Raw genomic sequence first — 22,275 nt, 5'->3', positions numbered from 1 at the left:
GGTTCAACCGATACTTTGATCATAAAAAGGAGAATCCCGAAAATTGCACGGATTTTCTCAAGTTTTTGATAAATCCTCTATCGCAGAGAATTCAGTCTGATGCTATAAAGCTGAGAGCTACGCGGCAGGAGCCGCATTGAGGGAAGTGAAGGACATGGAGAATTTTCTCATTCAGGCGGCCTATGACGAAAAGGCTGTGGAGACAGCGTCGGTGCGGGAGATCACAGCATCCGGCGTCTCCCTTGTGATTCCGGCCGAGTATCTCGGTATGGAGCGGATGGAAGGGGATCCGGAGGACGCTGAGATCTATGGATTTAACAGCGAAGAGTCTGACGGTGTCGCGTTTTTCAGTCTGATCCCGCGGGAAGACGCGCTTCCCTTTGGAGACGTGGATTCTGTGATCGAGAATGTCCACGAGATTCTGGAAGAAAGCCAGGGCCTGATCCGTGTCGGAAGCGGCAGCACGGCATCCGGCCGCCCCTTTATTTACACGATCATCAAGAACGTGACGGAAGAGGGCGTTCTGCAGTACACCCTTACGCTTCAGATCGCGCTGGAAGACCGGGCTCTCAATGTGCAGGGGTTCTTTAACGAAACCGGTGACGCGAAGAAGCGCGAGCGTGCGGTCTACAGTCTCCGAAGAATTCTCTCAGAGCCCTGGGCCGCAGACCCCTACGACCCGACGTTTACCCGGGGCCGCCTGATGACGCAGGCGGAACGCGCGGCCTGGGACCGTGACTATCCGACGCATGCGCTGAGTGAAGCCCGGAAACTCGTGAAGTGCCTCGTCGAAAAGAACTGAGATCGAATACCGTTTTTTTCTGAAACGCCAAAGAAAGCTGATTCTTGGATACCGTTCCGGAATCAGCTTTTTTCGTTGGGCATAGCGGGCGAGGATTGGGTCAATTTACGCAAAGCATTCTGATAATGTTTCCGGAAATTGATTTTAATAATTTTATTTAAACATTTAAAATCAATAATTTAATATATAATATAGTTTTGCGTAATTAAGTTTTCCGGATAAGCCTAATAAGATTCCTCTCAGCCAAAAAGAAGAGATCTTCTTTAGAAAGATCTCAGCCTAAGGAGATGAATCATGGCTTTTGCATCCAGAAGAAATTTTCTCAAAGCGGGCCTCGCGGGTACCGCTGCTGCCGCGGCCGCCGCGGTTCCTGCTGCCGCTCATGCGGCGAAGGCTCCTAAAGCGAAGGAGCTTACCTATGACGTGATCGTGGTCGGCGCAGGCTGCGCCGGGCTCGCGGCGACGATCGAAGCCGCGGACCGGGGCGCGAAGGTGCTTCTCATTGAGAAGTCCGCGGTTCCGATGGGTAACACGATTTACGCGGGCGGCTTTGTCAACGCGGCCTGCACCTGGGTTCAGAAGCGTGACGGCATCACCGATGACCTTGACTCTTTCTATCAGGACATGATGATGGTGTCGAAGGGCCGAGGTGACCCGGAACTCACGAAGATGTACTGCGAGCAGTCTGCAGGCGCTGTGCAGTGGCTCACTGACCGCTGCCACCTCAGCTGGAAAAAGATTCCGATGCAGATCAAGCCGATGCTTGGCCGCAGCCATCAGGTGGATTCGAAGGCCGGTCCCGGCGGCTCCCAGATGGTGGAGAACATGATGGCGGAAGTGGAGAAACTGCACGTTCCGATGATGTTCAATACCAAGGTGGTTGAGCTGCTGCATGACGATATGCTTCGCTGCACGGGCGTTAAAGCGGTGTCGCCCGAGGGGCCGCTTGTGATTCACGCGAAGGGCGGCGTGATTCTCGCGACCGGCGGTTTCCACGCGAATAAGGCGCTTGTCACCCAGTTCATGGGAGGCGAAGTGGCCTGGATGCCGATCCGGGGTTCGATGACTCTCACTGGCGAAAACATTCTTCTCACGGCTCCCTTCTTCCCGATGTACGTGAATATGGACCAGTTCCATGCCGGTCCGATCCATGGACCCACCAAGGCGAATCCGTCCCAGATGGTGAATTTCGGGATCTGCGTGAATACGCTCGGGAACCGGTACGTGGATGAAGCGTCGACCTACGTCGAAATCGCCCGCCATACGGCAAAGGACACGATCCGGAATTCAGCCTTCACCATTCTCGACTCGTCCGTTGTGAAGCTTCCGATTGTGGCTATGCGAATCGATCGCTATAAGGCCGCCAAGGCTCCGATTTTTGAAGCCAATTCGATCGGGGAACTCGCGTCGAAGATCGGTGTCCCCGCGAAAGCGCTGGAAAAGACGGTCTCTGAATATAACGACGCAGTTCACGCCGGGCGCGGCGCTGCGCTCAAGGTGCCTGCCACAATGAAGAAGCCGTACACCATCGAAAAGGGGCCGTTCCTTGCGGTTCCCTTCTCCGGCGGTATGACAGCCACCTTCGGCGGCCCGAAGATCAGCCTGAAGGGAGAAGTGCTGAATACGGAGTCGAAGCCGGTCCCCGGACTCTACGCCGCGGGGAACGCGATCGGCGGTCTCTTCTATGACGACTATCTGTCGGGTTCCCAGCTCGGAGCCGCGGTGATCTGGGGACGGGTCGGCGCAGATGAGGCGGCAGCTCGCGCGAAAGCCTCGTAAAAAAGTTCTCTCCTCCCCGCCTGGCGGCAGCCATGAGCGGCTGCCGGGCGAGGGTCATTCTTAATTTTTCTTTCTCTCTCACTCTTTCGGATTCCGGAAGAGCTTTTTCAGAGGCTTCCGGACGAGGTTCACCGGAAGCCTTTTTTATTGGCAGGAGAAAACCTGTTGTCTGAAGCGGCTGAAGCGGTGCCCGAGAGGCGCTCCTCTAAAATAGAGACGCCGGTTTCGGAGGAGAGTGTGATGAAGGAAGACGCGGGGAAAAGGCTTCTCGCACGGGTGCTTTTCTGCGCCTGCGCGGAGGCGCGGAGTCTTACAAAGGAGCGGAAGACGCTGGGGCTTCACGCGGAAGAAGCGGAAACGCTCCTTAACGCCCTCACGCGGGAAGCGGCGGAGCCGCTTTTTCGGGTGACAAATGGCGTCTTTACGCTGACTGACGCCGGCATCCAGCGGTTCCGAAAATGGAAGGAACCGGCTTCAAGCCTTTACCAGGCGGATCCTGTGACGGCGGAAGAGCCCGGGTATGAGAGCCTTGCGGTCTCGGTACCCACGACGACCGGTGTCACGCTGCTCTCTCCTCTGATCGTCCGGTTCGCGGAAAGCCGCCCCGGGCTCCGGATCGATATCCGGCTGACACACGGCACGTACCACCCGCTCTGGGAGGGGGTCGATCTGCGGGTGGGACACGGCGAATACTTTATGGAAGACGTGGAAACACATCCGCTTGGGGCACTGACGCGGATCTGTGTCGCAGCCCCCGAGTATCTTGAGGCGAATGGGACGCCTGAAAATCCGGAGGATCTGGAGAGGCATCTCTTTTTCGGACCGAAAGACGCGGTGGATCCCGGATTTCTCACCTTCACCCGGGGAAAATCGGTCAGACGGGTTCACGCGGAGTCGAGAGTTTCGCTCCGAAGCCATCTTTCAGCGCTTTTCTGCGCGCTCTCGGGGGAGGGTATCGGTGTGCTGGTTCCCGCGTACCTCGCGGCTCCCTATCTCGACTCGGGGAAACTCGTTCACGTGCTCCCGCAGTGGCACTCTCTCCCGCTTCCGCTTCGCGCGTTTATCGCGAAAGAAACCGCCCCCGGGGTGCTTCGGGATCTGGTGCGGTTTCTCGAAGAGGCCTGCCGGCAGAATCCTTTTATCGAGTCGATCGAATGAAAAAATCGCTTATTCCGGATACGTGGCTGATGCTCCTTCAGCTTGAGGAGCTGGGGAGTTTTTCGAAGGTTGGGGAACGGCGCGGGATCGCGCCTTCCTCTGTCAAACGGCGGCTGGATGATCTTCAGAGCCGGTTTGATCAGCCGATATACCGGGCGGAGCCGACCGGTGTTTTCTTCACCGCGTTTGGAACGAGGCTTGCCGCCGGTATCCGGACATCTGTCAGGACACTCCTTGAATCTGATGAGAAGCCTGAACCCGTGACACTGACGGTCTTCCGTGACCCGAGAGTCGCGGCAGCCCGGATACTTCCGCTCTTCTCCAAAGCGGCGGATGAGGGGGCGGTGTCGTTCTCCCTCACCGTGTCTGAGGCCGATCGGGAATCCGCGGATCTCGCGATTACGGCCAGGATCGCTGATGGAACATCGCCCCGAAACCGGATCGCGTCTGTGCCCTGGGTGCTCACCGCGTCCCCCGGCCTGATCCGGCGGACCGGAGTGCCTTACAGCCCTGAGGATTTCAGACGTATCCCGGTCATTTTTCTTCAGGCTGACCGCGCGATGCTGAAGTCGCTCGAACTCGCTGGGAAAACCGCCCGGACGCATTTTGTTCCGGATATGTAAACCGGGATCATGCTTGCGAAATCGGGGGCCGGGATCTTTTTCGGCACGGATCCGGGAGTGATAGAGCGGGAAATCCGTCGGAATGAACTCACGGTGGTGCCGTTTTTCAAAGGAATTGAGCTGCAGATTGCGGCAGAGGCGAAACCCGCGGCGAGGAAACTGATTCCTGAGCTGAGGTCGCTTTTTGAGGAGTACGGGAGGGGGTGAGGCGGGGGAAACAGAAAAAATCCGGCAGAACTGCATCTCCGGATACAGACTTGCAACGTCTTGATAAGAGAGAATAACCGCCTAGATTTTTATTGATCTTCTCTCCTAGCCCCGGATGACTCTGCAGAAGCCATCCGGGGATTTTTTCTCTGGAGAGACTGAGGGAAGAGCAAAGCGCCCGAGGACTGAAACTCTTGTCGGGCGCTTAACCCTTGATCAGTACTCTTCGAAGTATTCCTGGATCTTCTTCGGGTCGTTCGTCTTCGTCAGAGCGAGCTGAAGCAGAACACGGGATTTCTGGGGATTCAGCGTGCCGCTCTGCAGCATGCCTTCATCCGCGTAGCGCTGGAGAGATTCCGTTACCGGGCCGTTCGGCACGCGGGAGGAACGGATCACGATCACGCCTTTCTTCGTGGCGTCAACAATCCCGGGTTCTTCCCATTCATGCACTGAGCCGTCACCGGTGCCGGCCATGATGATGCCCTTGGCACCCGCCTTCACGAAAGCGTCAATCGGCACGCGGTCCGCGTTCGAGTGAGAGTAAACGATATCGACGCGGGGGAGAGAGTCGAGCTTCGACACATCGAATTCAGAACCCGACGTATGACGCTTCGTCGTCTGACGGACGAAGTAGTTGTGGCCCGAAGCGATGAAGCCGAAGGCGCCGAGTTCAGGCGACATGAAGGTCGCGACGTTCGTCGTATCGGTCTTCGTCGTGTCGCGCGCGCCGTTAATCATGTCATTCATGGCGATCAGAACGCCGCGGCCCTTCGACTGAGGATCCGCCGCGAGCTTCACGGCGTTCAGCAGGTTGATCGGGCCGTCAGCCGATATGGCGGTAGCCGGACGCATGGCGCCGACAATCACGATCGGCTTATCGCTGTGAACCGTGAGGTTCAGGAAGTAAGCGGTTTCTTCCAGCGTATCCGTGCCGTGCGTAATCACGATTCCGGACACATTTGGATCGGCGAGCAGCTCGTTGCAGCGCTTGGCAAGCTTCAGCCAGATCTTGTCCGTCATGTTTTGAGAACCGATGTTGGAAACCTGCTCACCGGACACCTCGGCGTACTGCTTGATCTGCGGGACCGCGTTGATCAGAACCTGAACACCCAGGTTGCCGGCTTTATAGCCCGTCATCTGAGTGCTGCTGGAAGCCGTACCGGCAATCGTGCCGCCCGTGGCAAGAATCTTGACCTGGGGCAGTGCCTGAGCGCCAACAGCAATGGCCAGGCCGACCGCGAAAGTGATCAGTTTGTGACCGAAATGCATGATGTACCTCTCCAATTCAAAATAAGGTGATTTACCTAGGTTTTGCCTAGTTCTTATTATTTATTAACTATGCTATTTAACCTAGGCAACAAAGAGTATCACAAAGGACCCGGAATTAAAAGTAATGGAGAGGATGCTATTTTGGTATACCACGAATAGAATATTCTTATCTTTGCGGTATCCGCTGATTCCTAAGAGGTTCCGCCAAGCTCTGGATTGGTGCATGGAATGAGCTTTTTCAGGGATTTCCCATGGAATCAGATATTTGTCGCGGAAGGAAATATAAAGAGAGCGGAGCAGAAACCGGAAGAGTTTCAGACCGCCCCAGGGGCAGCACCTAAGAGAGCCAGTCTATTTAGAGAGTTGAAGCCATGATGAACGGAAAGAAAACCGAGCCGGAAGAGCCGCTCAGCCGCGAAAGCGAGCCGCTTTATCGCCAGGCAGCTGAAATCCTCCGGGACCGGATTCTGAAAGGGGAATATCCCCCCGGGACCATGATCCCCTCAGAGCGCGAGCTCGGAAACAGTCTCGGCATCAGCCGGATTCCGATCCGGGACGCCATCAAGTCGCTTCAGTACATCGGGATCGTGAATCAGGTGAAGGGGAAGGGCGTTGTGGTCCAGAAGCTTGACCCTGGGCAGGTACTCGCGAAAGTGGGACCGTTCCTCGCGTCCCCGGGACTCAAAACCCTGATTGATCTCCTTGATATCCGGATCGCGGTCGAGCAGGTATCGGTGCGGGAGGCTGCCCGGAAGGGAATGCCGGAAGACTTTGATGAGCTCGCCCGGCTGATTGCCGTGCTGAGAAGTGAGGCGAGTGAAAAGGAAAAAGAGGACGCCGGGCGGCAGTTTCATCTGAAAATCGCGGAGATCGGCGATAACCAGATCGCGGTGATTCTCTGGCTCTTCTTTGATGAGCTTCTGAAAATATCGCGAAGCGTTGTGCATCTAACAGAAGCTGAGAAAACTCAGTCGTACGAAGAGCATGAGGAGCTCCTTCGGGCGCTTCGGATGCGGGACGGCGATAAAGCGGCCGCGATCATGAAGGCGCACCTCGAAACCACGAGGCGCGAACTCGCGGCATCACACGGCGCCTCAGTGAAGGAATAAACGCGAGGCGCGGAATGAAGAAAGGCGGATCAGCTCTGAAGCCGATCCGCCTTCTCCTTTTTATTAACTCTGGTATCGCATCACTGCGACCCGGGTTTTGCCTTTGTTATAAATTCTCTTCGGAGTCTTTTTTATTCTGTCCTTTAAGCGGCATTGTGTGGTCGAAAATTGCCTGCACCACACGTCGCACCGCTGGATCCTCGTTCCCCTGATAGTACTCCGCTATCTCATCGAGGTCCTTCCTTTCGCTGAACCGGTCGCTCTGAGACGCGAGTTCAAAGAGATAGGGGTCATCGCCGATCAGTTCCGCAAGATAGCTGAACGGAAGGTGCGAGACCGCGTCGGAGTTCGAGCAGAGCATTTCCCGGACGTCAGACGCCGGATCCGTCGCGAGGTTCTCAAGCGCCTCAAGCGGAAGCTCCGGGTAGGAGGCGAGCCGCGTACGGATCTTATGCGACTGATGCGTTGAAAGCGCTACAGCAATTGGTTCAAAACCGGTCTTGATGCCGGCTTCCAGAAGGCCGAGAGCCTCAAGGACGGTGAGGGGCATCGTTTTGCCCAGAACTTTGATACTGAAATCTGTGGTGTTCATAACTCCTCCTTTGTTATGTTATTAAGGTACCGCCGCATGCGTCAGTTTTTGACGCATGCCATCAGGAGGCGCTTTTCTCGCCGCATCGGAGAGATAAAAGTCCTACACTTTTTTCAGTTTTCTTATTCCGGGAGCACGCATGGCCAGGGTCAGTTCTATTTCGCAGGAAGCTCTGCTCATTATTGAAATTCTGAAGCTGATTCCGAGAAACCGGCTGATCACAGCGTCTGAAATCAGGAACAGCCTCTTCTCGGCGGGGTACGACATCCCGATCCGGACTCTGCAGCGCTACCTGAAGTCAATCTCAGAAACCGAGAGCCTGCATGTGGAGTGCGACAGCCGCTCAAAGCCCTACGGATACCGGAGGTCGAGTCCGAAGTCGGAATTCGCGGATCTGAAGCTGACACCTGAGGAAAGCCTGCTGCTCTCGCTTGCCGGTCAGTATCTGCAGTATTTGCTTCCCACCACGATCTCCACCTCGCTCTCTCAGGTTTTTGATGCCGCGAGAGACCAGCTCTTCAGTCACCCCGCGGCGACCCCGGCGGCTTCCTGGCTGAACAAGGTAGCGCTTGTTTTCACGAGCATCCCGACGCTTCCCCCGGAAATCAAGCCCCGGATTTTCTCGATCGCGACGGAAGGGCTCTATCGGAACCGGAAGCTGGAAATCAACTATTCAAATAAGAACGGTAAGCAGAAAGTTTCCGTTGTTTCGCCGATCGCGCTCGTGCAGCAGGATCTCCGGATTTATCTCGTCTGCCGTTACGCCGGGTATGAGGATCTCCGAAACCTCGCGCTTCACCGCATCATGGATATCCGGCTTCTTGATATCGAAGCGGACCGCCCGAAGGATTTCAGGCTCGCTGACTATATCCGGCACTCCAACTTCAATTTCGGCACGGGAAAGAAATGCCGGCTTGAAATCGCTTTCCGGAGCCCGGTGCTCGCGCTGAATCTGAAGGAGACGCCGTTTAACCGGGAGCAGAAACTCGAGAAGGACGCGGATGGGGTGTTCCATCTCGATGTGGTGCTGGACGACACGACGCAGATCGACGGGTGGATCGCGCTCTGGAAGGATAATGCCGAATTTCTGGAGATCCGCCGTACCCCGATTCAGGATCATGCCGCGATGAAGGAAGATGGCGGGAAACCAGCCTCCTTATGGAATATAAGTAAACTGATTCTGTTTAATAAATTAATCTTTATCGGATTAAAAATTCGAGGCAGTCCGACAGGATGCCGGAACACCTCACGTTTCGGTAAAAGAGGAAGAGCGCGGATTTATTCCAGCGCTCTTTCCTTATCGGAATTACTTCGCGAGGAAGGCGAGACTTGTCCGTGCGAGCTCGGTCCAGAGACCGCTGAATCCGGCCCAGAGGACCTGAATGCCGATGCAGATCAGGATGAAAGAGAACACCTTGACGATCGCGTCCGCCCCCGCGGCGCCGAGGCGCTTTGAAATCTGGCCGGCATAGCGGAAGCAGACCCAGATACCGACGCAGAGCGCGGCTGACGCCAAGTTAAGTCCGAGCGTATTCGCGAACGTCGTCGGGAGTGTGGTGCCGATCGCGGTGCAGACTGACATGGCGCCAGGTCCCACCATGAGGGGAAGCGTGAGCGGGAAGAAAGCCCGCTGCTCAAAGTGTTCTTTCTCAAGCGGTTCGTCTGAGCCGCGGCTTTCACTTTTCTTCTCTCCGCCCCCGAAGCTCGAAATCGCTTTCCAGCCGGCAGACGCGAGCACGAGGCCGCCCGCCACCCGAAGCACATCAATCGAAATTCCGAAAAAGTTCAGGATGAAGACGCCCGCGTAAACCGAGATCTCGATCAGGATGAAGGAGTAAATAGCGACCCGGGCAGCAAGCCAGGCGCGTTCCCGCGGACCGAGGTCAGAAGTGAGCGAGAGAAAGAAAATGGAACCCGAAAGCGGATTCACCATCGGGATCAGCGCGGCGATCACGTAGAGAAAGGTGCTGAGAAAGTGCTGCATGGCAGATGTCTGAAAGATAGGGGAAGTAATTTCCGCGTTTTACGGATAGACCACCGTGAACCGTTTTTTATCCAGCGGCAGCCGGTCACCCCGGTTCCAGCGGTAGGCGGTGAGGGGGCCGCCTTTTCCGGCTCCGTAGTCCACGCAGGCAACCGCAGTGTCAAGCGGCGCGAAGTTCCCGGTGTCGGAAAGCGAATAGTGGCCGATAAACGTGGGCACGGTGGGTTTGAACACAAAGGGATTTTCCCGGAGATCCTCAAGCGGGAAAGAGCGCGATGGATCCGAAATCACTGCGGCTTCGTATGTCGTGATTCCACGGTCCCACCATTTGACGCGGACTCGGGTCACCGCTTTGCCTTCCGCGTTTTTGTATGAAAGTGTCTTTGGAAGCCAGACCTCAGGCCCCTTAAGCGTCTGATCAAGCGCGGCGATGAGAGACTGTCCGGCATCTGACTCCTCTCCCGAACTCCGCAAGACATCCTCATAGAGCCCGAGTGTCGGAAGCGCGCCTTCCCGGACACAGGCGTCGAGTATCGACTGGATCGCGTCCGGGTCCCAGCACGCATGCACCACGCGGATTTCACCGAGATTAAGCCAAAGCGGGAGCGTCCGGATCCACTTCATCAGTTTCTGAAGCGTCTTCGGGTCTTTCACGGCGGAGTCAAAGAAAGTGATGCGGGAATCCGTTCCATGAACGTGGCCGATGCCGCAGAACCGGCAGAGAGCGGCGTACTCGTGATTCCCGGCAACGCAGTACGCGGTTTCGTGCCTCACCATGCGGCGCACGAGTTTCACGGTTTCCACCTGTTCCAGCCCCCGGTTGATGAGGTCTCCCGTAAACACCGCGATCCGGCCGTCCGGGTGTCCCCAGGTCTTCCCATACTTCACGTAGCCCAGCTTTCTGAGAAGCTTTTCAAGAAGCGAGGCGTGCCCATGTACGTCGCCGATGATATCGAAACCAGGTTTCTGATCCATGCTGCAGAGGCTCCCGTTGGAGCTGATGTTTCGGAGGGAAAAAGGCGGGGCTGGGTGAAAGCGCGCAGGCGGCCCGCCGGGCGGACAAACTGCTTTGAGAGATTAATGATTTTCCGCTGGATTATCAAGCGCTTTGCGTCACAGATCGAAGTGAAACCGAATATCATTAACATTCAAAACCAGATGTGTCTTTTCCGCTTTCTGTCCAGTGTTTCTGAGCGGGAAGACTCATGAAGAGACCGCGGCAGCCAGAATCCAATCATCATCCCGGAGCCTCGGATCTCATAGAAAGATAAAAATTACCAATGACAAAAAATCAAAGCCCGAATGGTCCGGCAGCCGAGACCCTGAGGGATCTCCCGGTCGGGATGAGTGCGACGGTGAATTCCGTCGGCGGGAAGGGGCAGCTGCGGCAGCACTTTCTCGATATGGGGCTCATTCCGGGTGTCCGGGTGACGCTCGTGAAATACGCGCCGATGGGAGACCCCGTCGAAGTGCGGCTGCATGGCTATGAACTCACGCTGAGACTCGAGGATGCAGGGAAGATCGGTATCCGCAACATCAGCCGCGAGGGGGAGCCAGAGCATGTGGAAACGTTTGATGAGGAGGAGCGGCAGCTTGAGCTCCCGCACCCGGGCCTCGGTGAGGAAAAAGGCCTGATCGATGACCCTGAGGCGCACCTCCGTCCAGTCAAGGGAAAACTCACTTTCGCGCTCGCTGGCAATCAGAACTGCGGCAAAACCACGCTCTTCAATCAGCTGACGGGGTCGAATCAGCATGTGGGGAACTTTCCGGGCGTTACGGTAGATCGGAAGAGCGGTCCGATCCGCGGGTACCCGGATACGGAGGTAACAGACCTCCCCGGCATCTATTCGCTCTCTCCTTATACGAGTGAGGAAATCGTCTCCCGGGAATTCATTCTCGATGAGCGGCCGAGCGCGATCATCAATATTGTCGATGCGACCAATATTGAGCGGAACCTCTACCTCACGATGCAGCTGATGGAGCTTGACGTCCCGATGGTCCTCGCCCTCAACATGATGGACGAGATGGAGGGGAACGGCGGCTCGATCCATATCAACGAAATGGAACAGATCCTGCAGATGCCGGTGGTTCCGATTTCGGCTGTGAAGAATCAGGGTGTGGACGAGCTCGTACGCCACGCGGTCCATATCGCGCGCTACCAGGAGCGCCCCGGGCTTCAGGATTTCTGCGGGAAAAATGACCATGGAGGCGCGGTGCACCGCGCGCTTCACGGTGTCATGCATCTGATTGAGGATCACGCGAAGGCGGCGGCAATTCCGATCCGGTTCGCGGCGGCAAAGCTCCTGGAGGGTGATCGCCTGATTCAGGAGGAGCTGAAACTCGACCCGGCAGAAATCGAGACGATCGACCGTATCGCGCAGCAGATGGAAACCGAACGGGGTCTTGACCGTGCGGCCGCGATCGCCGACATGCGTTACATCTTTATTGACAGGCTCTGCCACGAAACGGTGGTGAAGCCGCATGAAAGCCGGGAACACGTGAGAAGCCGCCGGATCGACCGGATTCTCACCGGGAAGTACACCGCGATCCCCGCCTTCATCCTGATCATGGCGCTCGTCTTCTGGCTCACGTTCAACGTGATCGGCGCGGCGCTCCAGGACTGGCTCGCGGAGGGGATCGACGCATTGACAGAAGTCGTGAAAACGGGTCTTGCGTCATCGGGCGTCAATGACGCGATGCAGTCACTCATTGAGGATGGCATCTTTACCGGTGTCGGAAGCGTGCTGAGCTTTATTCCGATCATCGTTGTGCTCTTCTTCTTTCTCTCGCTTCTCGAAGACTCGGGGTACATGGCGCGTGTCGCGTTCTTTATGGATAAGCTGCTGCGGAAGATCGGGCTCTCGGGCCGCAGCATCGTGCCGATGCTGATCGGGTTTGGCTGTACGGTGCCTGCTGTGATGTCGACCCGGACGCTGCCGTCGGAACGCGACAGCAAGATGACGATCATGCTGACCCCGTTCATGAGCTGCTCCGCGAAGATGCCGATCTATGCCTTCTTCACGGCCGCCTTTTTCCCGAAGTCGGGCGGCCTCGTGATGATCGCGCTTTACTTCGGCGGCATCCTGATGGGGATTCTCACCGCGATGGCGTCCAAAAACACGCTCTTCCGGGGTGAGGCGGTGCCGTTCGTGATGGAGCTGCCGAATTACCGGATGCCGGGTCTCAAAAACACCCTGCGTCTGATGTGGGATAAAGCCCGTGACTTCCTGGAGCGGGCGTTCACCGTGATTTTCATCGGGACAATCGTGGTCTGGTTCCTGCAGACCTTTGACTTCCGGCTGAACATGGTGGCGGATACGGGCGAGAGCATGCTGGCCCTCATCGCGGGCGCGATCGCGCCGATCTTCACACCCGCGGGGCTCGGTGACTGGAAGCTCTGCACAGCGCTGATTTCCGGGTTTCTCGCGAAGGAAAGCGTGGTGTCGACGCTCTCGGTGCTCTATGGCGGCATTTCGGAGCTCGCCTCTGCGATTACGCCGCTCACCGCGTGTTCGATGCTCGCTTTCTGTCTCCTCTACACGCCCTGCGTCGCGGCGATCGCTTCCGTCAAGCGTGAACTGGGCGGCATGTGGGCTCTGAAGATGGTGTTCTTCCAGTGCGCCATTGCCTGGGTGGTTGCGGTAATCGTGAGGCTTATCGGCCTCGCGCTTGGATTCTCCTGATAAAGGAGGGAATGAAAATATGGCTAATTACATTATTGGTGCCGTGATTGTGGTTCTCGTGGCTCTCGCGCTCCGGCGCGTGATCCGCCAGGCAAAGACCGGAAAGCCTGCCTGCTGCGGAGACTGCGGCGGATGCGGCTATGGCTGCGGGAAAACAGATGAAAAACGGATCACGCTGAAAGCTAAATCCTGATTCATCAGAGGAAGGGCGGCAGAAATGCCGCCCTTTTTGCCTGAGGAAGACGGAGTGGGATTATCCCGCCCGCGGAGATCTCTGATACCCCGCTTCTCCTCAGTAAAATGAGCAGATCAGAGTGGGCAGGGCGAGCGGAATTCCTGCGGCCGCCATCACTCTCTATTGACTTCACGCCGGGAGGCTCCATCCGTATGAATTCCGTTCCGATCACGCTTCAGGTTCAGAAGGCGCTCCGCCTTCATATCGGTATTTTTGGCTGCCGGAACGCGGGGAAATCTTCTCTCATCAACCGGCTCACGAATCAGGAGCTTTCAATCGTCTCAGACGTTCCCGGAACCACGACGGATCCGGTCGAAAAGGCCTGCGAACTCCATCCGATCGGACCGGTGGTGCTGATTGATACCGCCGGTATCGATGATACTGGGGCGCTCGGCGCGGAGCGTGTCCGGAAGTCGCTCGGGGTCCTCTCCTGGATGGATCTCGCGCTTCTCGTGGTTGACGCGGTGACCGGCGTCACCGCCGCGGACCGGAAGCTTCTGAAGGATATCCGGGAGCTCGGGACACCGGCTGTTGTGGTTTTCAATCAGGCGGACCGCGTCCCTGAAGGTACCGCGGAGAGAATGGCGCTTGACTTCTCGGCCGCGGAAAAGATCCCGGCGGTTGCCTGCTCGGCGAAGCTCGGAACCGGAATTGAGGAAGTCCGCGCGGCGATCGTGAAAGCGGTCGAAGCGGGCTGGGAACCGGATCAGCCGCTCGTTTCCGGGCTGATCCCCGAAGGACGCACGGCGATTCTTGTGGTGCCGATTGACTTCGGTGCGCCGAAAGGGCGCCTCATTCCGCCTCAGGTCCAGTCTATCCGGGAGCTTCTCGATCAGAAATCCCGCTGCCTCGTTGTGCTTGAAACGCAGGTCGCGGATGTCATTTCCGAACTCAAAGTGCCGCCCGCTATCGTGATCACGGATTCCCAGGCGGTGAAGCGGGTGGCGGCCCAGGTGCCGCCTGAGATTCCGCTCACGACGTTCTCGATTCTCATGGCGCGGAGTAAAAGCGACCTCGCAGAACTCGCGCGCGGCGCGGCTGTGCTTCCCGAGCTGAAGCCCGGTGACCCGGTCCTCATCTGCGAAACCTGCAGCCACAACCCGCAGGGCGAGGATATCGGACGCGTGAAGATCCCGAACTGGCTCGCGAAAAACGCGGGCGGCCCGATGAAGATCACGGTTGCCGTATCAAAAGACTTTCCGACGGATCTGAAGCCGTACCGCGTGGTGATCCAGTGCGGCGGCTGCATGGTGACCCGCCGCCATATGCTCGCGCGGCTCCGGGAGTGCAGGAAGCAGGGCATCCCGATGACGAATTACGGCATCGCGATTTCGCACCTCCAGGGGGTGCTGGAGCGGACGCTCTCGCCGTTCCCCGAGGCGCTTGAGGCGTGGCGGGAAGCGGCAGCCGCCCGGAGTGACGCCGCATGACAAGGCTTTCTGACATCATTTCGCGGGACGAGTGGACGAGGGAAGACCTCGCGTACGCGGTGGGGCTTGAAGAGGGAGATCCCGAGCGGGAGCTCCTCTGCGAGGCGGCTCATCGGGTCAAAGCGGAGAAAGTCGGCTGCGTCTCCTACTACCGCGGTCTCATCGAGTTTTCGAATATCTGCGTGAAGAACTGCCTCTACTGCGGAATCCGGAAGAGCCACAGTTCGGTTCACCGCTTTGAGTCGACGCTCGATGAAATCCTCGGGATCGCGAAGTGGACGTACGAGAACCACTATGGTTCTGTCGTGCTGCAGTCTGGCGAGCGGACCGATCCGAAATTTATCGATTTCGTTGAAGAAGCGCTCCGCGGGATCAAGCGCGTGACGGATGGGAAACTCGGCATCACGCTCTGCGTCGGTGAGCAGACGGAAGAAACCTACAGGCGGTGGTTCGAGGCGGGGGCTCACCGCTATCTCCTTCGGATCGAGGAATCGAACCCCGATCTCTATTCGACTCTGCACCCCGCGGACGGCCACCACCTCTGGTCCGTGCGGGACGCCTGTCTCCGGACTCTGAAGAGAATCGGTTACCAGGTTGGGACCGGCGTCATGATCGGGCTTCCGGGGCAGACCGCGGAAAATCTCGCGGATGACATCCTCTACTTCAAAGCGCTCGGGATCGACATGATCGGGATGGGCCCCTACATCGTGTCCCGCGGGACACCGCTCGGTGACCGGGTGGAGGCGGAGGGCGGGAATACCGATGCCGCCTGCCGCCGCCGCTTTATCCTCGGGCTCAACATGATCGCGGCGACCCGCCTCGCGCTGAAGGACGTGAATATCGCGGCCACCACGGCGCTTCAGGGGCTGGATAAGCGGGGGCGGGAGCTCGGTCTTAAAGCGGGCGCGAATATCCTGATGCCGATCGTGACGCTCCCCGAGCATCGAGCGGACTATCAGCTTTACGACGGGAAACCCTGTATTGAGGACACGTCTGACCAATGCAAGCGCTGCCTCACGGGCCGCGTCCGGTGGGCGGGTGACACCGTGGGGTTTGATTCCTGGGGCGACTCGAGGCACTACTTCGGGGAGCGGGGGATTCACCCGGCGCCCCGCGTTGAGGCGGGAGAAGGGGCGGTCGGTGCCGGTATCCGCGCCGTGATCCCGATCTGCAGCGAAGGGCCGGACGGTCCGGAATCAGACGCCTGCCATTTTACGGAAGAAAACTGACCCCGCGTCGGAATTCCGGGGGCAGATTTTTGACAGCCATTTTTCTTTCAGCGTGGTAGAGTCACTGATTCTCATTAAGGAATATTGCTGGCTTCATGGAAAGGAAAATGTGGCTGCAGGGGCTCGTCCGGGGTCTTGCAGCGGCAGCGGCACTGCTTTGCATCATGACGGGCTTCAGGCTCGCCTTCTTTTTGGCGTACCGATCGCCTGAAATCAGTTTCGCGGATGAGCTCCCCGCTTTAGTGCTCGGGGCCCGGGTCGATCTGAAGTGGGTATCGATTCTTCTTTTCCCCGCGTGGCTTTTCTGGCTTCTCGGGCTTAAGGCTGCCGTGTCCGGAAAAATCGCGAAGGCGTTCTTTGTCCTTGGCGTTTTTCTCTCCGTGCTCCTCGACGCGGTCAATTTCGGTTTTTACGGTTTCTACCGGACGCCGATCTCATCCATCATCTTTGGGTTCCTGCAGGACGATACGACGGCGATCACGAAGACCATCCTTTCTGACTGGCCCGTGATGTCGTATCTCGCGGTGATCGCGATCGCGACTGGCATTCCGCTTTTCATTCCGTCGCTCTTCCACGCCCGGGTACCGGAGTTCCGGCGTCCGAAGACCGCGGTCACACTGATCGCCGTGCTTTTCACGGTGCTGCTTGGTGTCGCCATGCGCGGGAGCCTCGGAAAATTCCCGCTCAGGCTTCAGGATTTCTCCATTTCCCCGATTCCGTTTGTGAACGCCACCGTGCCGAACGGCACTGAGGCGCTTTATGTGGCGACGAAGGATCAGAAGGCGCTTGAATTGAAGGGGGGACCCGCGGCGGGTCTTCGTGAACTGGGATTTGCGGATCCGGAAGCGGCAGAACGCGCGCTGAAGGATTCGCTGCCGCAGAATCCGGCTCCCGTGACCCGCGACGCGAAGCAGCCGAACGTGATCTTTGCTCTCATGGAATCGATGGGGCGGGACGAATTTGACTCCTACGACCCGAAGACCAACGACACCCTGGGGGCGCTCGCCCGCTCCATGAAGTCGGGCTACGTCTCCCATCAGGGGATTCCGGTCGGGAATGGCACCTTCGTGTCGCTTGAGGGGCTCCTTTACGATTCCCCGCTTTCTCCGATTTCGCAGAGCCGCTATGGGCATGAGCAGTTCCCGTTCTCTAACGTCCTCGCGTTCCGGAGGGCGGGTTACCGGACGATCTTCCTCACGTCCTGCACCGAAAACTGGCGGGAACTGAACCGCTCGCTCCCGCTCCACGGGTTTGACGAGGTGATTGGCGCGTCGAAAATCAAGGGCCGGTTCCCGGAAGCCGAAATGGGTGTCTGGGGTGTGGGTGACAAGTGGACCTTCCGCTACGCGAAGGAGCTGCTTGAAAAAGCGTCGAAGGACGGGAAACCCGTGTTTCTCATGATTCTCTCCGCGACGAACCACCCGCCGCATCACCTTCCCGATCACGAGACCGGCGCGGCAGTGGATCCCGCGAAACTCCCGCCGTTCCTGATCCAGAAGCCGCATGATGAGATGGTCTCGATGCTGCAGACGTACTCCTATGCCGCAAACGCGCTCGGGAATTTCGTGGAGGGGGTAAGAAGCGAACCCTGGGGAAAGAACACGCTGATTGCCGCGACCGGTGACCACAATGCCCGCTTCAGCTACCAGCCGAACGGCTGGTATCACCACGCGAACGGCGTTCCGATTCTCTTCTGGCTCCCTGACGGGTTTAAGCCCGCGGCGGTGCCATCTTCGTCTCAGTGGGTGAGCCATCGGGATATTTTCCCGACGCTGCGGGGAATCGCTCTCGGCGAAAAACCGGCCCTTTATCAGGGACGCGATATTTTTGAGCCGGGTATTCCGGATGCCGCGGATACCTTCACCGGGATCGGGAAGTACGGCTACGCGATCGGAAGCGCCGGAGCGGCGGGCGTGGATGGCAGCGGAAAGCTGCTCTGTTTCCGCTGGCAGGGGGATCGGCTGATCACTTCGTCCTGCACGCCTGAACTCCGGAAGCTCGGGACTATCGCAGCAGCCCGCCGCGCGCTTTCCGACTACACGGTCCGAAGCGCGCTGCTCCACGAAAAGGCGGAGAAACGATCGGAATAAAGAGAAAGCCGGTTTTCAGAACGTTTCTCAGGCATTCCGCTCCGGCTAAGATAGCGGAATGCCCGGAAGAAACCGAAGACTCAGAAGGGCGGAAATTTTCCGCCCTTCAATTTTTCCGGCAGCGAAAAAAGATAAAAAGACGACATACTGAAGGATGCAGGAGAGAAAAACCATGCTGCTGATGACAAGACGCGATACCCTGAAGGCAGGCGCCGTGGGACTCGGAGCCCTGGCGGCCCGCGGGGCTGCCGCGGAACCGACCCGTGTGGTGACGGATCACCTGGGGAGACGCGTAACGCTGCCCCTCCGGATAGACCGGGTCGTGGTGGCGGATATTTATCCGTTCGCTTCTGTCGCCGCGATTTTCCTTGGCGGCTGCGGAAAGCTCGCCGGCATGTCTCCTGTTTCCATGAGTGCCGCGAGGCACGGGATCCTTTCCCGGATCTATCCCGATATCCTGAAGGTCAGAACCGACTTTATGACCGGGGATACGGTGAATGTCGAAGTGCTTCTCAGGCTCCGGCCTCAGGTCGTGTTCGCGAACGCCTCAAACCCGAAGACACTGGCTGAACTTGAGGCCGCGCATATTCCGGTGATCGCGGTCAGCGCGACAAAGTGGAATTACAGCGTTATCAAGACGTTTGATGAGTGGGTGATGCTGCTGAGCCAGGTGTTCCCGGAGGATAGCGGCGCGAAAGCGAAAGCGGTGCATGGCTACTCAGCCTCCGTGGTGAGCCGGATCCGGAGCCGTGTCAGCCGGATCCCGCAGCCGAAGCGCCCGAAGACACTTTTCCTCTTCCAGTATGGAAAGGACCGGATTGTCACCTCGGGCTCTCACTTCTTCGGACAGTACTGGTGCGACGCGGTCGGCGCGAGAAACGTTGCCTCTTCAATCCGGGCGCAGAACCAGAACGCGGTGATCACGATGGAGCAGGTCTACGCCTGGGATCCGGATCTCATCTTCATCACGAATTTCACGCCGGCTGAGCCTCAGGATCTGTATCGGAACGCTTATCACGACTGGAAGCCCGTGAAGGCCGTCCGGGAGAAGCAGGTTTTCAAGATGCCGCTTGGCACCTACCGGACCTTTACGCCATCCGCGGACACGCCGGTGACGCTCCTCTGGCTCGCGAAATGCGCTTATCCGACGCTCTTCTCCGACATCAATATCGAGCGCGAGGCGGAAAACTATTATTCAAAGCTCTTCGGGATCCACCTGTCGGAAGCTGAAATCCGTTTGATCTTCGACCCCGGACGCGGTACCGGAACGGCGCTGAAGCTCGCGAGGTAAGCGGTATGGGAACGGGATCGCGGACACTGCCGGGGCTTGGTGCCCGGTGGGGCGTCGGGCTCACGGCGCTGCTGATCGCGGCGGTGATGGTGTCGCTTGCGGCCGGCGCTTACCCGGTACCGCTCCGCGATATCCCGGAAGTGCTTCTCCACGCTGTGTTCCCCGGTGTCTTTCAGGCCGCGCCGGACCCAACCGCGGAAACCGTGGTGATCGGGCTCCGGCTTCCCCGCACGGTGCTTGCGGTGATCGCCGGAGCAGGTCTTGCGGTGTCGGGGGCCGCTTTTCAGACACTGTTCCGGAATCCGCTCGCAACCCCGGATACGCTCGGTGTCGCGACAGGGGCGTCCTGCGGCGCGGCGCTCGCGATACTCCTCGGGTGGTCGGGACTCGGGATTCAGACGCTCTCGTTCCTCTTCGGGATCGCGGCGGTAGCGCTTGTGACCTCGGTGTCCCGGGTTCCGGGATCCAATCGGATTCTCATGCTGATCCTCTCAGGCATCGTTGTGAGCGCGCTTTTCTCAGCGCTCGTGGCGCTGATCAAATTCGCGGCGGATCCAGAGTCTGTTCTTCCCTCGATCACGTTCTGGCTGATGGGGAGTCTCGCGTCTGCCACATGGTCCGGAATTCTCATGGCGCTCCCCTTTGTGACGCTCGGGACCGTGATTCTTTATCTCTACCGCTGGAAACTCGCGGCGCTCTCGCTTCCCGAGGATGAAGCCCGGTCACTCGGGATTCCGGTGAGGCGTCTGAGATTCACTGCGATTCTCGCTTCCGCCCTGATTACATCATCCATCGTTGCGCTCTGCGGCCTGGTCGGCTGGGTCGGACTCCTGATTCCGCACGCCGCGCGGATGCTGTTCGGCGGTTCCGTGAGGCGGCTGATCCCGGGGTCGATTCTGCTTGGCGCACTGTTTCTCATTGCGGTTGATGCCGGAGCCCGGATGGTGTTTGACGCTGAAGTCCCGGTCTCTGTCCTCACGTCTCTCATCGGGGCGCCCGCCTTTATTTACCTGCTCCGCAGGACGGGCGGCGTGAAGGCTTAAAGGAGGCACGCGATGGAACTTCAGGTTAAGAATGGGCTTTTCCGTTATGGGCACCGGGATCCGGTGCTGAAAGGCGTCAGCTTCCGGTTTGGTGACGGTACCGGTTCCGGCCGGATCCTCGCGGTTCTGGGGCCGAACGGCGCGGGGAAAACGACCCTGATCCGGCTTCTTCTCGGGCACCTCCGCTGGACCGAAGGGGAAACGCTTTTCAGCGACCGGAAGTCAGAGAGCCTTTCCCCGGCAGGGCTCGCGCGTCTGATCGGCTACGTGCCGCAGGCCAAGGTGCCGCCGTTCGCTGTCACCGTGCTTGAAATGACAGAGCTCGGCCGGATCGCCTTTCACGGAGAATTCGGGGAACCGGATGAAACGGATGAAGCGGCGGCGCTTGAAGCGCTTGATACCATCGGAATCCGGCATCTCGCGGGGCGGCTCTGCAGTGAAATCTCAGGCGGCGAATATCAGCTCGCGCTTTTTGCCCGGGCGCTGGCTGCAGGCCCGAGACTTCTCCTTCTCGACGAACCCGAGGCGGGGCTGGATTTCAGAAACCAGCGGCGGATTTTGTCGACCCTGAAATCCCTTCGCGGAAAGGGAGTGAGTTCAGTCTTTATCACGCACTATCCGGATCACGCGCTGGAACTCGCGGATGACGCGCTACTCCTCGGGAAGGGAAAAGCGCCGGTCTTTGGAAGGGCGTCAGACGTGCTGACAGAAGAAAGCCTGTCAGAAGCCTTTGGAATCCAGGTCCGGATCTGGGATGTGCAGATTCCGGAAGGCATCCGGAAAACGGTTATCGCGGTGGAATAAGGAAAGGCCGCGGGAACGGCGTTCCGCGGCCTTGTGGATGAGAAAGCTAGTCCCGATACGCTATTCAGCGGGCGGAAGCGGCGACTGACGGACTTCTGGCGCGGCGGTCGCTGCCGCTTTTGGAACCAGATATACGATCTCCCGCTTCAGCTGCTGGAGACCGATATCCGCGAGTTCGCGAAGTCTCGCCGCCTCACTCCCGAGCGTGATCGCCTCACCAAGCCCCGCGATCAGCTTCCGATAGGCTTCACTCAGAGCCTCTTCTTGGAACGTTTCGGGTTTCTTTCCGTCGATATTCAGTTCATGCGGACCGCCGTCCTCACGGAGCTCGATTTCAGTCTGCATGACTTCCCGCCACGTGGGGAGGAGTACGAAGATGATCGACTGGATCTTCCCGGCGAGCGCCCGGTCATTCTCCTGGATCAGGCGGATCTGAGGCGCCATCCGTTCCGTTTCATCCCGTATGCCGCTGAGTCCCCGGAGGACCGTTTCAAAGCGGCTGAAGTCAAGCGGAGTTCCTGCCTTGCGGGCGGTGTTGAGCGCTTCAGCGCCCGTTTCCAGCAGCTCAGCGAGTGACGCGCCGATCGCTTTGTTTTTCGCGGCGAGGGTTTCAAGCGTCGCGCTGTCTTTGATCAGCCCGAACTGCGCGGCGTCGAGTTTTCCGCTGATCACGCCGATCGACTTCATGAGCGTTTCGGCTTCAGGAGAAGCGATGCCCGAGGCTTCAAAGAGCTTTCCGACCACGGGCAGCGTGGCAAGGAGCCCCCGGTCATCCTTCTTTCCGGATGTGAGGAGTTCGGCGCCTGAGAGGAGGGAGGTGAGGTCAGCCTTGATGCCTTCTGCGTCCTTCACCCGGATCCGTTTCAGGATGGAATCCGCAAAGGTTTCCGCCTCATCAAGCGTTTTCCGGCCGAAGTCCTCAGTCGGAAGTCAGTCGGAAGAGAAAC

General features: G+C 58.3%; 18 protein-coding genes and 2 pseudogenes. 15 read left to right on the top strand and 5 right to left on the bottom strand.

Annotated elements, in window-relative coordinates:
• The first annotated feature begins 154 nt into the window (after positions 1-154).
• The 5 genes from BN1936_RS08085 to BN1936_RS08065 all read left to right on the top strand — a co-directional run bounded on the left by BN1936_RS08085 (position 155) and on the right by BN1936_RS08065 (position 4,569).
• Positions 155-802, top strand: coding sequence for a hypothetical protein (locus tag BN1936_RS08085; protein WP_049687131.1), 648 nt, complete (start codon positions 155-157; stop codon positions 800-802).
• Positions 803-1,096: 294 nt separating this feature from the next.
• Positions 1,097-2,581 (top strand): FAD-dependent oxidoreductase, encoded by a 1,485-nt coding sequence (locus BN1936_RS08080; protein WP_049687130.1) that lies wholly within the window; start codon positions 1,097-1,099, stop codon positions 2,579-2,581.
• Positions 2,582-2,821: 240 nt separating this feature from the next.
• Positions 2,822-3,739: a LysR substrate-binding domain-containing protein gene (locus BN1936_RS08075; RefSeq protein WP_049687129.1), complete on the top strand. Its 918-nt coding sequence runs from the start codon at positions 2,822-2,824 to the stop codon at positions 3,737-3,739.
• The gene (locus tag BN1936_RS08070; RefSeq protein WP_049687128.1) at positions 3,736-4,362 is read left to right on the top strand and encodes a LysR family transcriptional regulator; all 627 of its coding nucleotides are present in this window, start codon (positions 3,736-3,738) and stop codon (positions 4,360-4,362) included. Before BN1936_RS08075 ends, BN1936_RS08070 begins: the two co-directional genes overlap by 4 nt.
• Positions 4,363-4,371: 9 nt before the next feature.
• Positions 4,372-4,569 (top strand): hypothetical protein, encoded by a 198-nt coding sequence (locus BN1936_RS08065; RefSeq protein ID WP_049687127.1) that lies wholly within the window; start codon positions 4,372-4,374, stop codon positions 4,567-4,569.
• Between the two features lie 216 nt (positions 4,570-4,785).
• On the opposite strand, the gene BN1936_RS08060 is transcribed toward BN1936_RS08065, so the two are convergent.
• The gene (locus BN1936_RS08060; RefSeq protein WP_049687126.1) at positions 4,786-5,838 is read right to left on the bottom strand and encodes a type II asparaginase; all 1,053 of its coding nucleotides are present in this window, start codon (positions 5,836-5,838) and stop codon (positions 4,786-4,788) included.
• A 371-nt stretch (positions 5,839-6,209) separates the two neighbouring features.
• Between BN1936_RS08060 and BN1936_RS08055 the strand changes: the two genes are divergently transcribed.
• Positions 6,210-6,947: a FadR/GntR family transcriptional regulator gene (locus BN1936_RS08055; protein WP_022443859.1), complete on the top strand. Its 738-nt coding sequence runs from the start codon at positions 6,210-6,212 to the stop codon at positions 6,945-6,947.
• 106 nt (positions 6,948-7,053) lie between these two features.
• Here BN1936_RS08055 and BN1936_RS08050 read toward each other — a convergent pair whose 3' ends face one another.
• On the bottom strand, positions 7,054-7,539 hold the full coding sequence (locus tag BN1936_RS08050) for a hypothetical protein (protein ID WP_022443858.1): 486 nt from the start codon (positions 7,537-7,539) through the stop codon (positions 7,054-7,056).
• Positions 7,540-7,678: 139 nt separating this feature from the next.
• Between BN1936_RS08050 and BN1936_RS08045 the strand changes: the two are divergent.
• Positions 7,679-8,344 (top strand): annotated as a pseudogene (locus tag BN1936_RS08045) (helix-turn-helix transcriptional regulator); the annotation flags it as partial.
• A 501-nt stretch (positions 8,345-8,845) separates the two neighbouring features.
• Here the strand turns inward: BN1936_RS08045 and BN1936_RS11785 are convergent.
• Positions 8,846-9,523: a MarC family protein gene (locus tag BN1936_RS11785; protein ID WP_022443856.1), complete on the bottom strand. Its 678-nt coding sequence runs from the start codon at positions 9,521-9,523 to the stop codon at positions 8,846-8,848.
• A 39-nt stretch (positions 9,524-9,562) separates the two neighbouring features.
• Positions 9,563-10,498, bottom strand: a complete 936-nt coding sequence (locus BN1936_RS08040) for a metallophosphoesterase (RefSeq protein ID WP_049687124.1) — start codon at positions 10,496-10,498, stop codon at positions 9,563-9,565.
• 305 nt (positions 10,499-10,803) lie between these two features.
• On the opposite strand from BN1936_RS08040, the gene feoB reads away from it, so the two are divergent.
• The 8 genes from feoB to BN1936_RS08005 all read left to right on the top strand — a co-directional run bounded on the left by feoB (position 10,804) and on the right by BN1936_RS08005 (position 21,328).
• Complete coding sequence (gene feoB / locus BN1936_RS08035; RefSeq protein WP_049687123.1) at positions 10,804-13,206, top strand: ferrous iron transport protein B; 2,403 nt, start codon at positions 10,804-10,806, stop codon at positions 13,204-13,206.
• A gap of 19 nt (positions 13,207-13,225) precedes the next feature.
• Complete coding sequence (locus BN1936_RS11340) at positions 13,226-13,399, top strand: FeoB-associated Cys-rich membrane protein (protein WP_082164534.1); 174 nt, start codon at positions 13,226-13,228, stop codon at positions 13,397-13,399.
• Positions 13,400-13,506: 107 nt separating this feature from the next.
• Positions 13,507-14,871: a [FeFe] hydrogenase H-cluster maturation GTPase HydF gene (hydF, locus tag BN1936_RS08030; protein ID WP_232422089.1), complete on the top strand. Its 1,365-nt coding sequence runs from the start codon at positions 13,507-13,509 to the stop codon at positions 14,869-14,871.
• Entirely contained in the window at positions 14,868-16,100 is a 1,233-nt protein-coding gene (gene hydE, locus BN1936_RS08025; RefSeq protein WP_082164533.1) for a [FeFe] hydrogenase H-cluster radical SAM maturase HydE, read from the top strand. The genes hydF and hydE overlap by 4 nt, the downstream gene beginning before the upstream one ends.
• 95 nt (positions 16,101-16,195) lie before the next feature.
• Positions 16,196-18,190 carry an LTA synthase family protein gene (locus tag BN1936_RS08020; protein WP_082164532.1) on the top strand — a complete coding sequence of 665 codons (1,995 nt, stop codon included), beginning with the start codon at positions 16,196-16,198 and terminating at the stop codon, positions 18,188-18,190.
• 172 nt (positions 18,191-18,362) lie between these two features.
• On the top strand, positions 18,363-19,481 hold the full coding sequence (locus tag BN1936_RS08015; RefSeq protein WP_198290758.1) for an ABC transporter substrate-binding protein: 1,119 nt from the start codon (positions 18,363-18,365) through the stop codon (positions 19,479-19,481).
• 5 nt (positions 19,482-19,486) lie between these two features.
• Positions 19,487-20,524 (top strand): FecCD family ABC transporter permease, encoded by a 1,038-nt coding sequence (locus tag BN1936_RS08010; RefSeq protein ID WP_022444126.1) that lies wholly within the window; start codon positions 19,487-19,489, stop codon positions 20,522-20,524.
• A gap of 12 nt (positions 20,525-20,536) precedes the next feature.
• Positions 20,537-21,328 (top strand): ABC transporter ATP-binding protein, encoded by a 792-nt coding sequence (locus BN1936_RS08005; protein ID WP_049687121.1) that lies wholly within the window; start codon positions 20,537-20,539, stop codon positions 21,326-21,328.
• A gap of 60 nt (positions 21,329-21,388) precedes the next feature.
• Here the strand turns inward: BN1936_RS08005 and BN1936_RS08000 are convergent.
• Positions 21,389-22,234: pseudogene (locus BN1936_RS08000) on the bottom strand (hypothetical protein); the annotation flags it as partial.
• Between the last annotated feature and the right edge of the window lie 41 nt (positions 22,235-22,275).

Source organism: Dakarella massiliensis (assembly GCF_001182045.1).
Lineage (GTDB): Bacteria > Pseudomonadota > Gammaproteobacteria > Burkholderiales > Burkholderiaceae_F > Mesosutterella > Mesosutterella massiliensis.
The sequence above is the reverse complement of the archived record's forward strand: the minus strand, read 5'-3'. Positions and strand labels throughout refer to the sequence as shown.

Coding starts and splice junctions, on each gene's coding strand:
- BN1936_RS08085 (WP_049687131.1), top strand. CDS start 155: ATGGAGAATTTTCTCATTCAGGCGGCCTATGACGAAAAGGCTGTGGAG.
- BN1936_RS08080 (WP_049687130.1), top strand. CDS start 1,097: ATGGCTTTTGCATCCAGAAGAAATTTTCTCAAAGCGGGCCTCGCGGGT.
- BN1936_RS08075 (WP_049687129.1), top strand. CDS start 2,822: ATGAAGGAAGACGCGGGGAAAAGGCTTCTCGCACGGGTGCTTTTCTGC.
- BN1936_RS08070 (WP_049687128.1), top strand. CDS start 3,736: ATGAAAAAATCGCTTATTCCGGATACGTGGCTGATGCTCCTTCAGCTT.
- BN1936_RS08065 (WP_049687127.1), top strand. CDS start 4,372: ATGCTTGCGAAATCGGGGGCCGGGATCTTTTTCGGCACGGATCCGGGA.
- BN1936_RS08060 (WP_049687126.1), bottom strand. CDS start 5,838: ATGCATTTCGGTCACAAACTGATCACTTTCGCGGTCGGCCTGGCCATT.
- BN1936_RS08055 (WP_022443859.1), top strand. CDS start 6,210: ATGATGAACGGAAAGAAAACCGAGCCGGAAGAGCCGCTCAGCCGCGAA.
- BN1936_RS08050 (WP_022443858.1), bottom strand. CDS start 7,539: ATGAACACCACAGATTTCAGTATCAAAGTTCTGGGCAAAACGATGCCC.
- BN1936_RS11785 (WP_022443856.1), bottom strand. CDS start 9,523: ATGCAGCACTTTCTCAGCACCTTTCTCTACGTGATCGCCGCGCTGATC.
- BN1936_RS08040 (WP_049687124.1), bottom strand. CDS start 10,498: ATGGATCAGAAACCTGGTTTCGATATCATCGGCGACGTACATGGGCAC.
- feoB (WP_049687123.1), top strand. CDS start 10,804: ATGACAAAAAATCAAAGCCCGAATGGTCCGGCAGCCGAGACCCTGAGG.
- BN1936_RS11340 (WP_082164534.1), top strand. CDS start 13,226: ATGGCTAATTACATTATTGGTGCCGTGATTGTGGTTCTCGTGGCTCTC.
- hydF (WP_232422089.1), top strand. CDS start 13,507: ATGAGCAGATCAGAGTGGGCAGGGCGAGCGGAATTCCTGCGGCCGCCA.
- hydE (WP_082164533.1), top strand. CDS start 14,868: ATGACAAGGCTTTCTGACATCATTTCGCGGGACGAGTGGACGAGGGAA.
- BN1936_RS08020 (WP_082164532.1), top strand. CDS start 16,196: ATGGAAAGGAAAATGTGGCTGCAGGGGCTCGTCCGGGGTCTTGCAGCG.
- BN1936_RS08015 (WP_198290758.1), top strand. CDS start 18,363: ATGCTGCTGATGACAAGACGCGATACCCTGAAGGCAGGCGCCGTGGGA.
- BN1936_RS08010 (WP_022444126.1), top strand. CDS start 19,487: ATGGGAACGGGATCGCGGACACTGCCGGGGCTTGGTGCCCGGTGGGGC.
- BN1936_RS08005 (WP_049687121.1), top strand. CDS start 20,537: ATGGAACTTCAGGTTAAGAATGGGCTTTTCCGTTATGGGCACCGGGAT.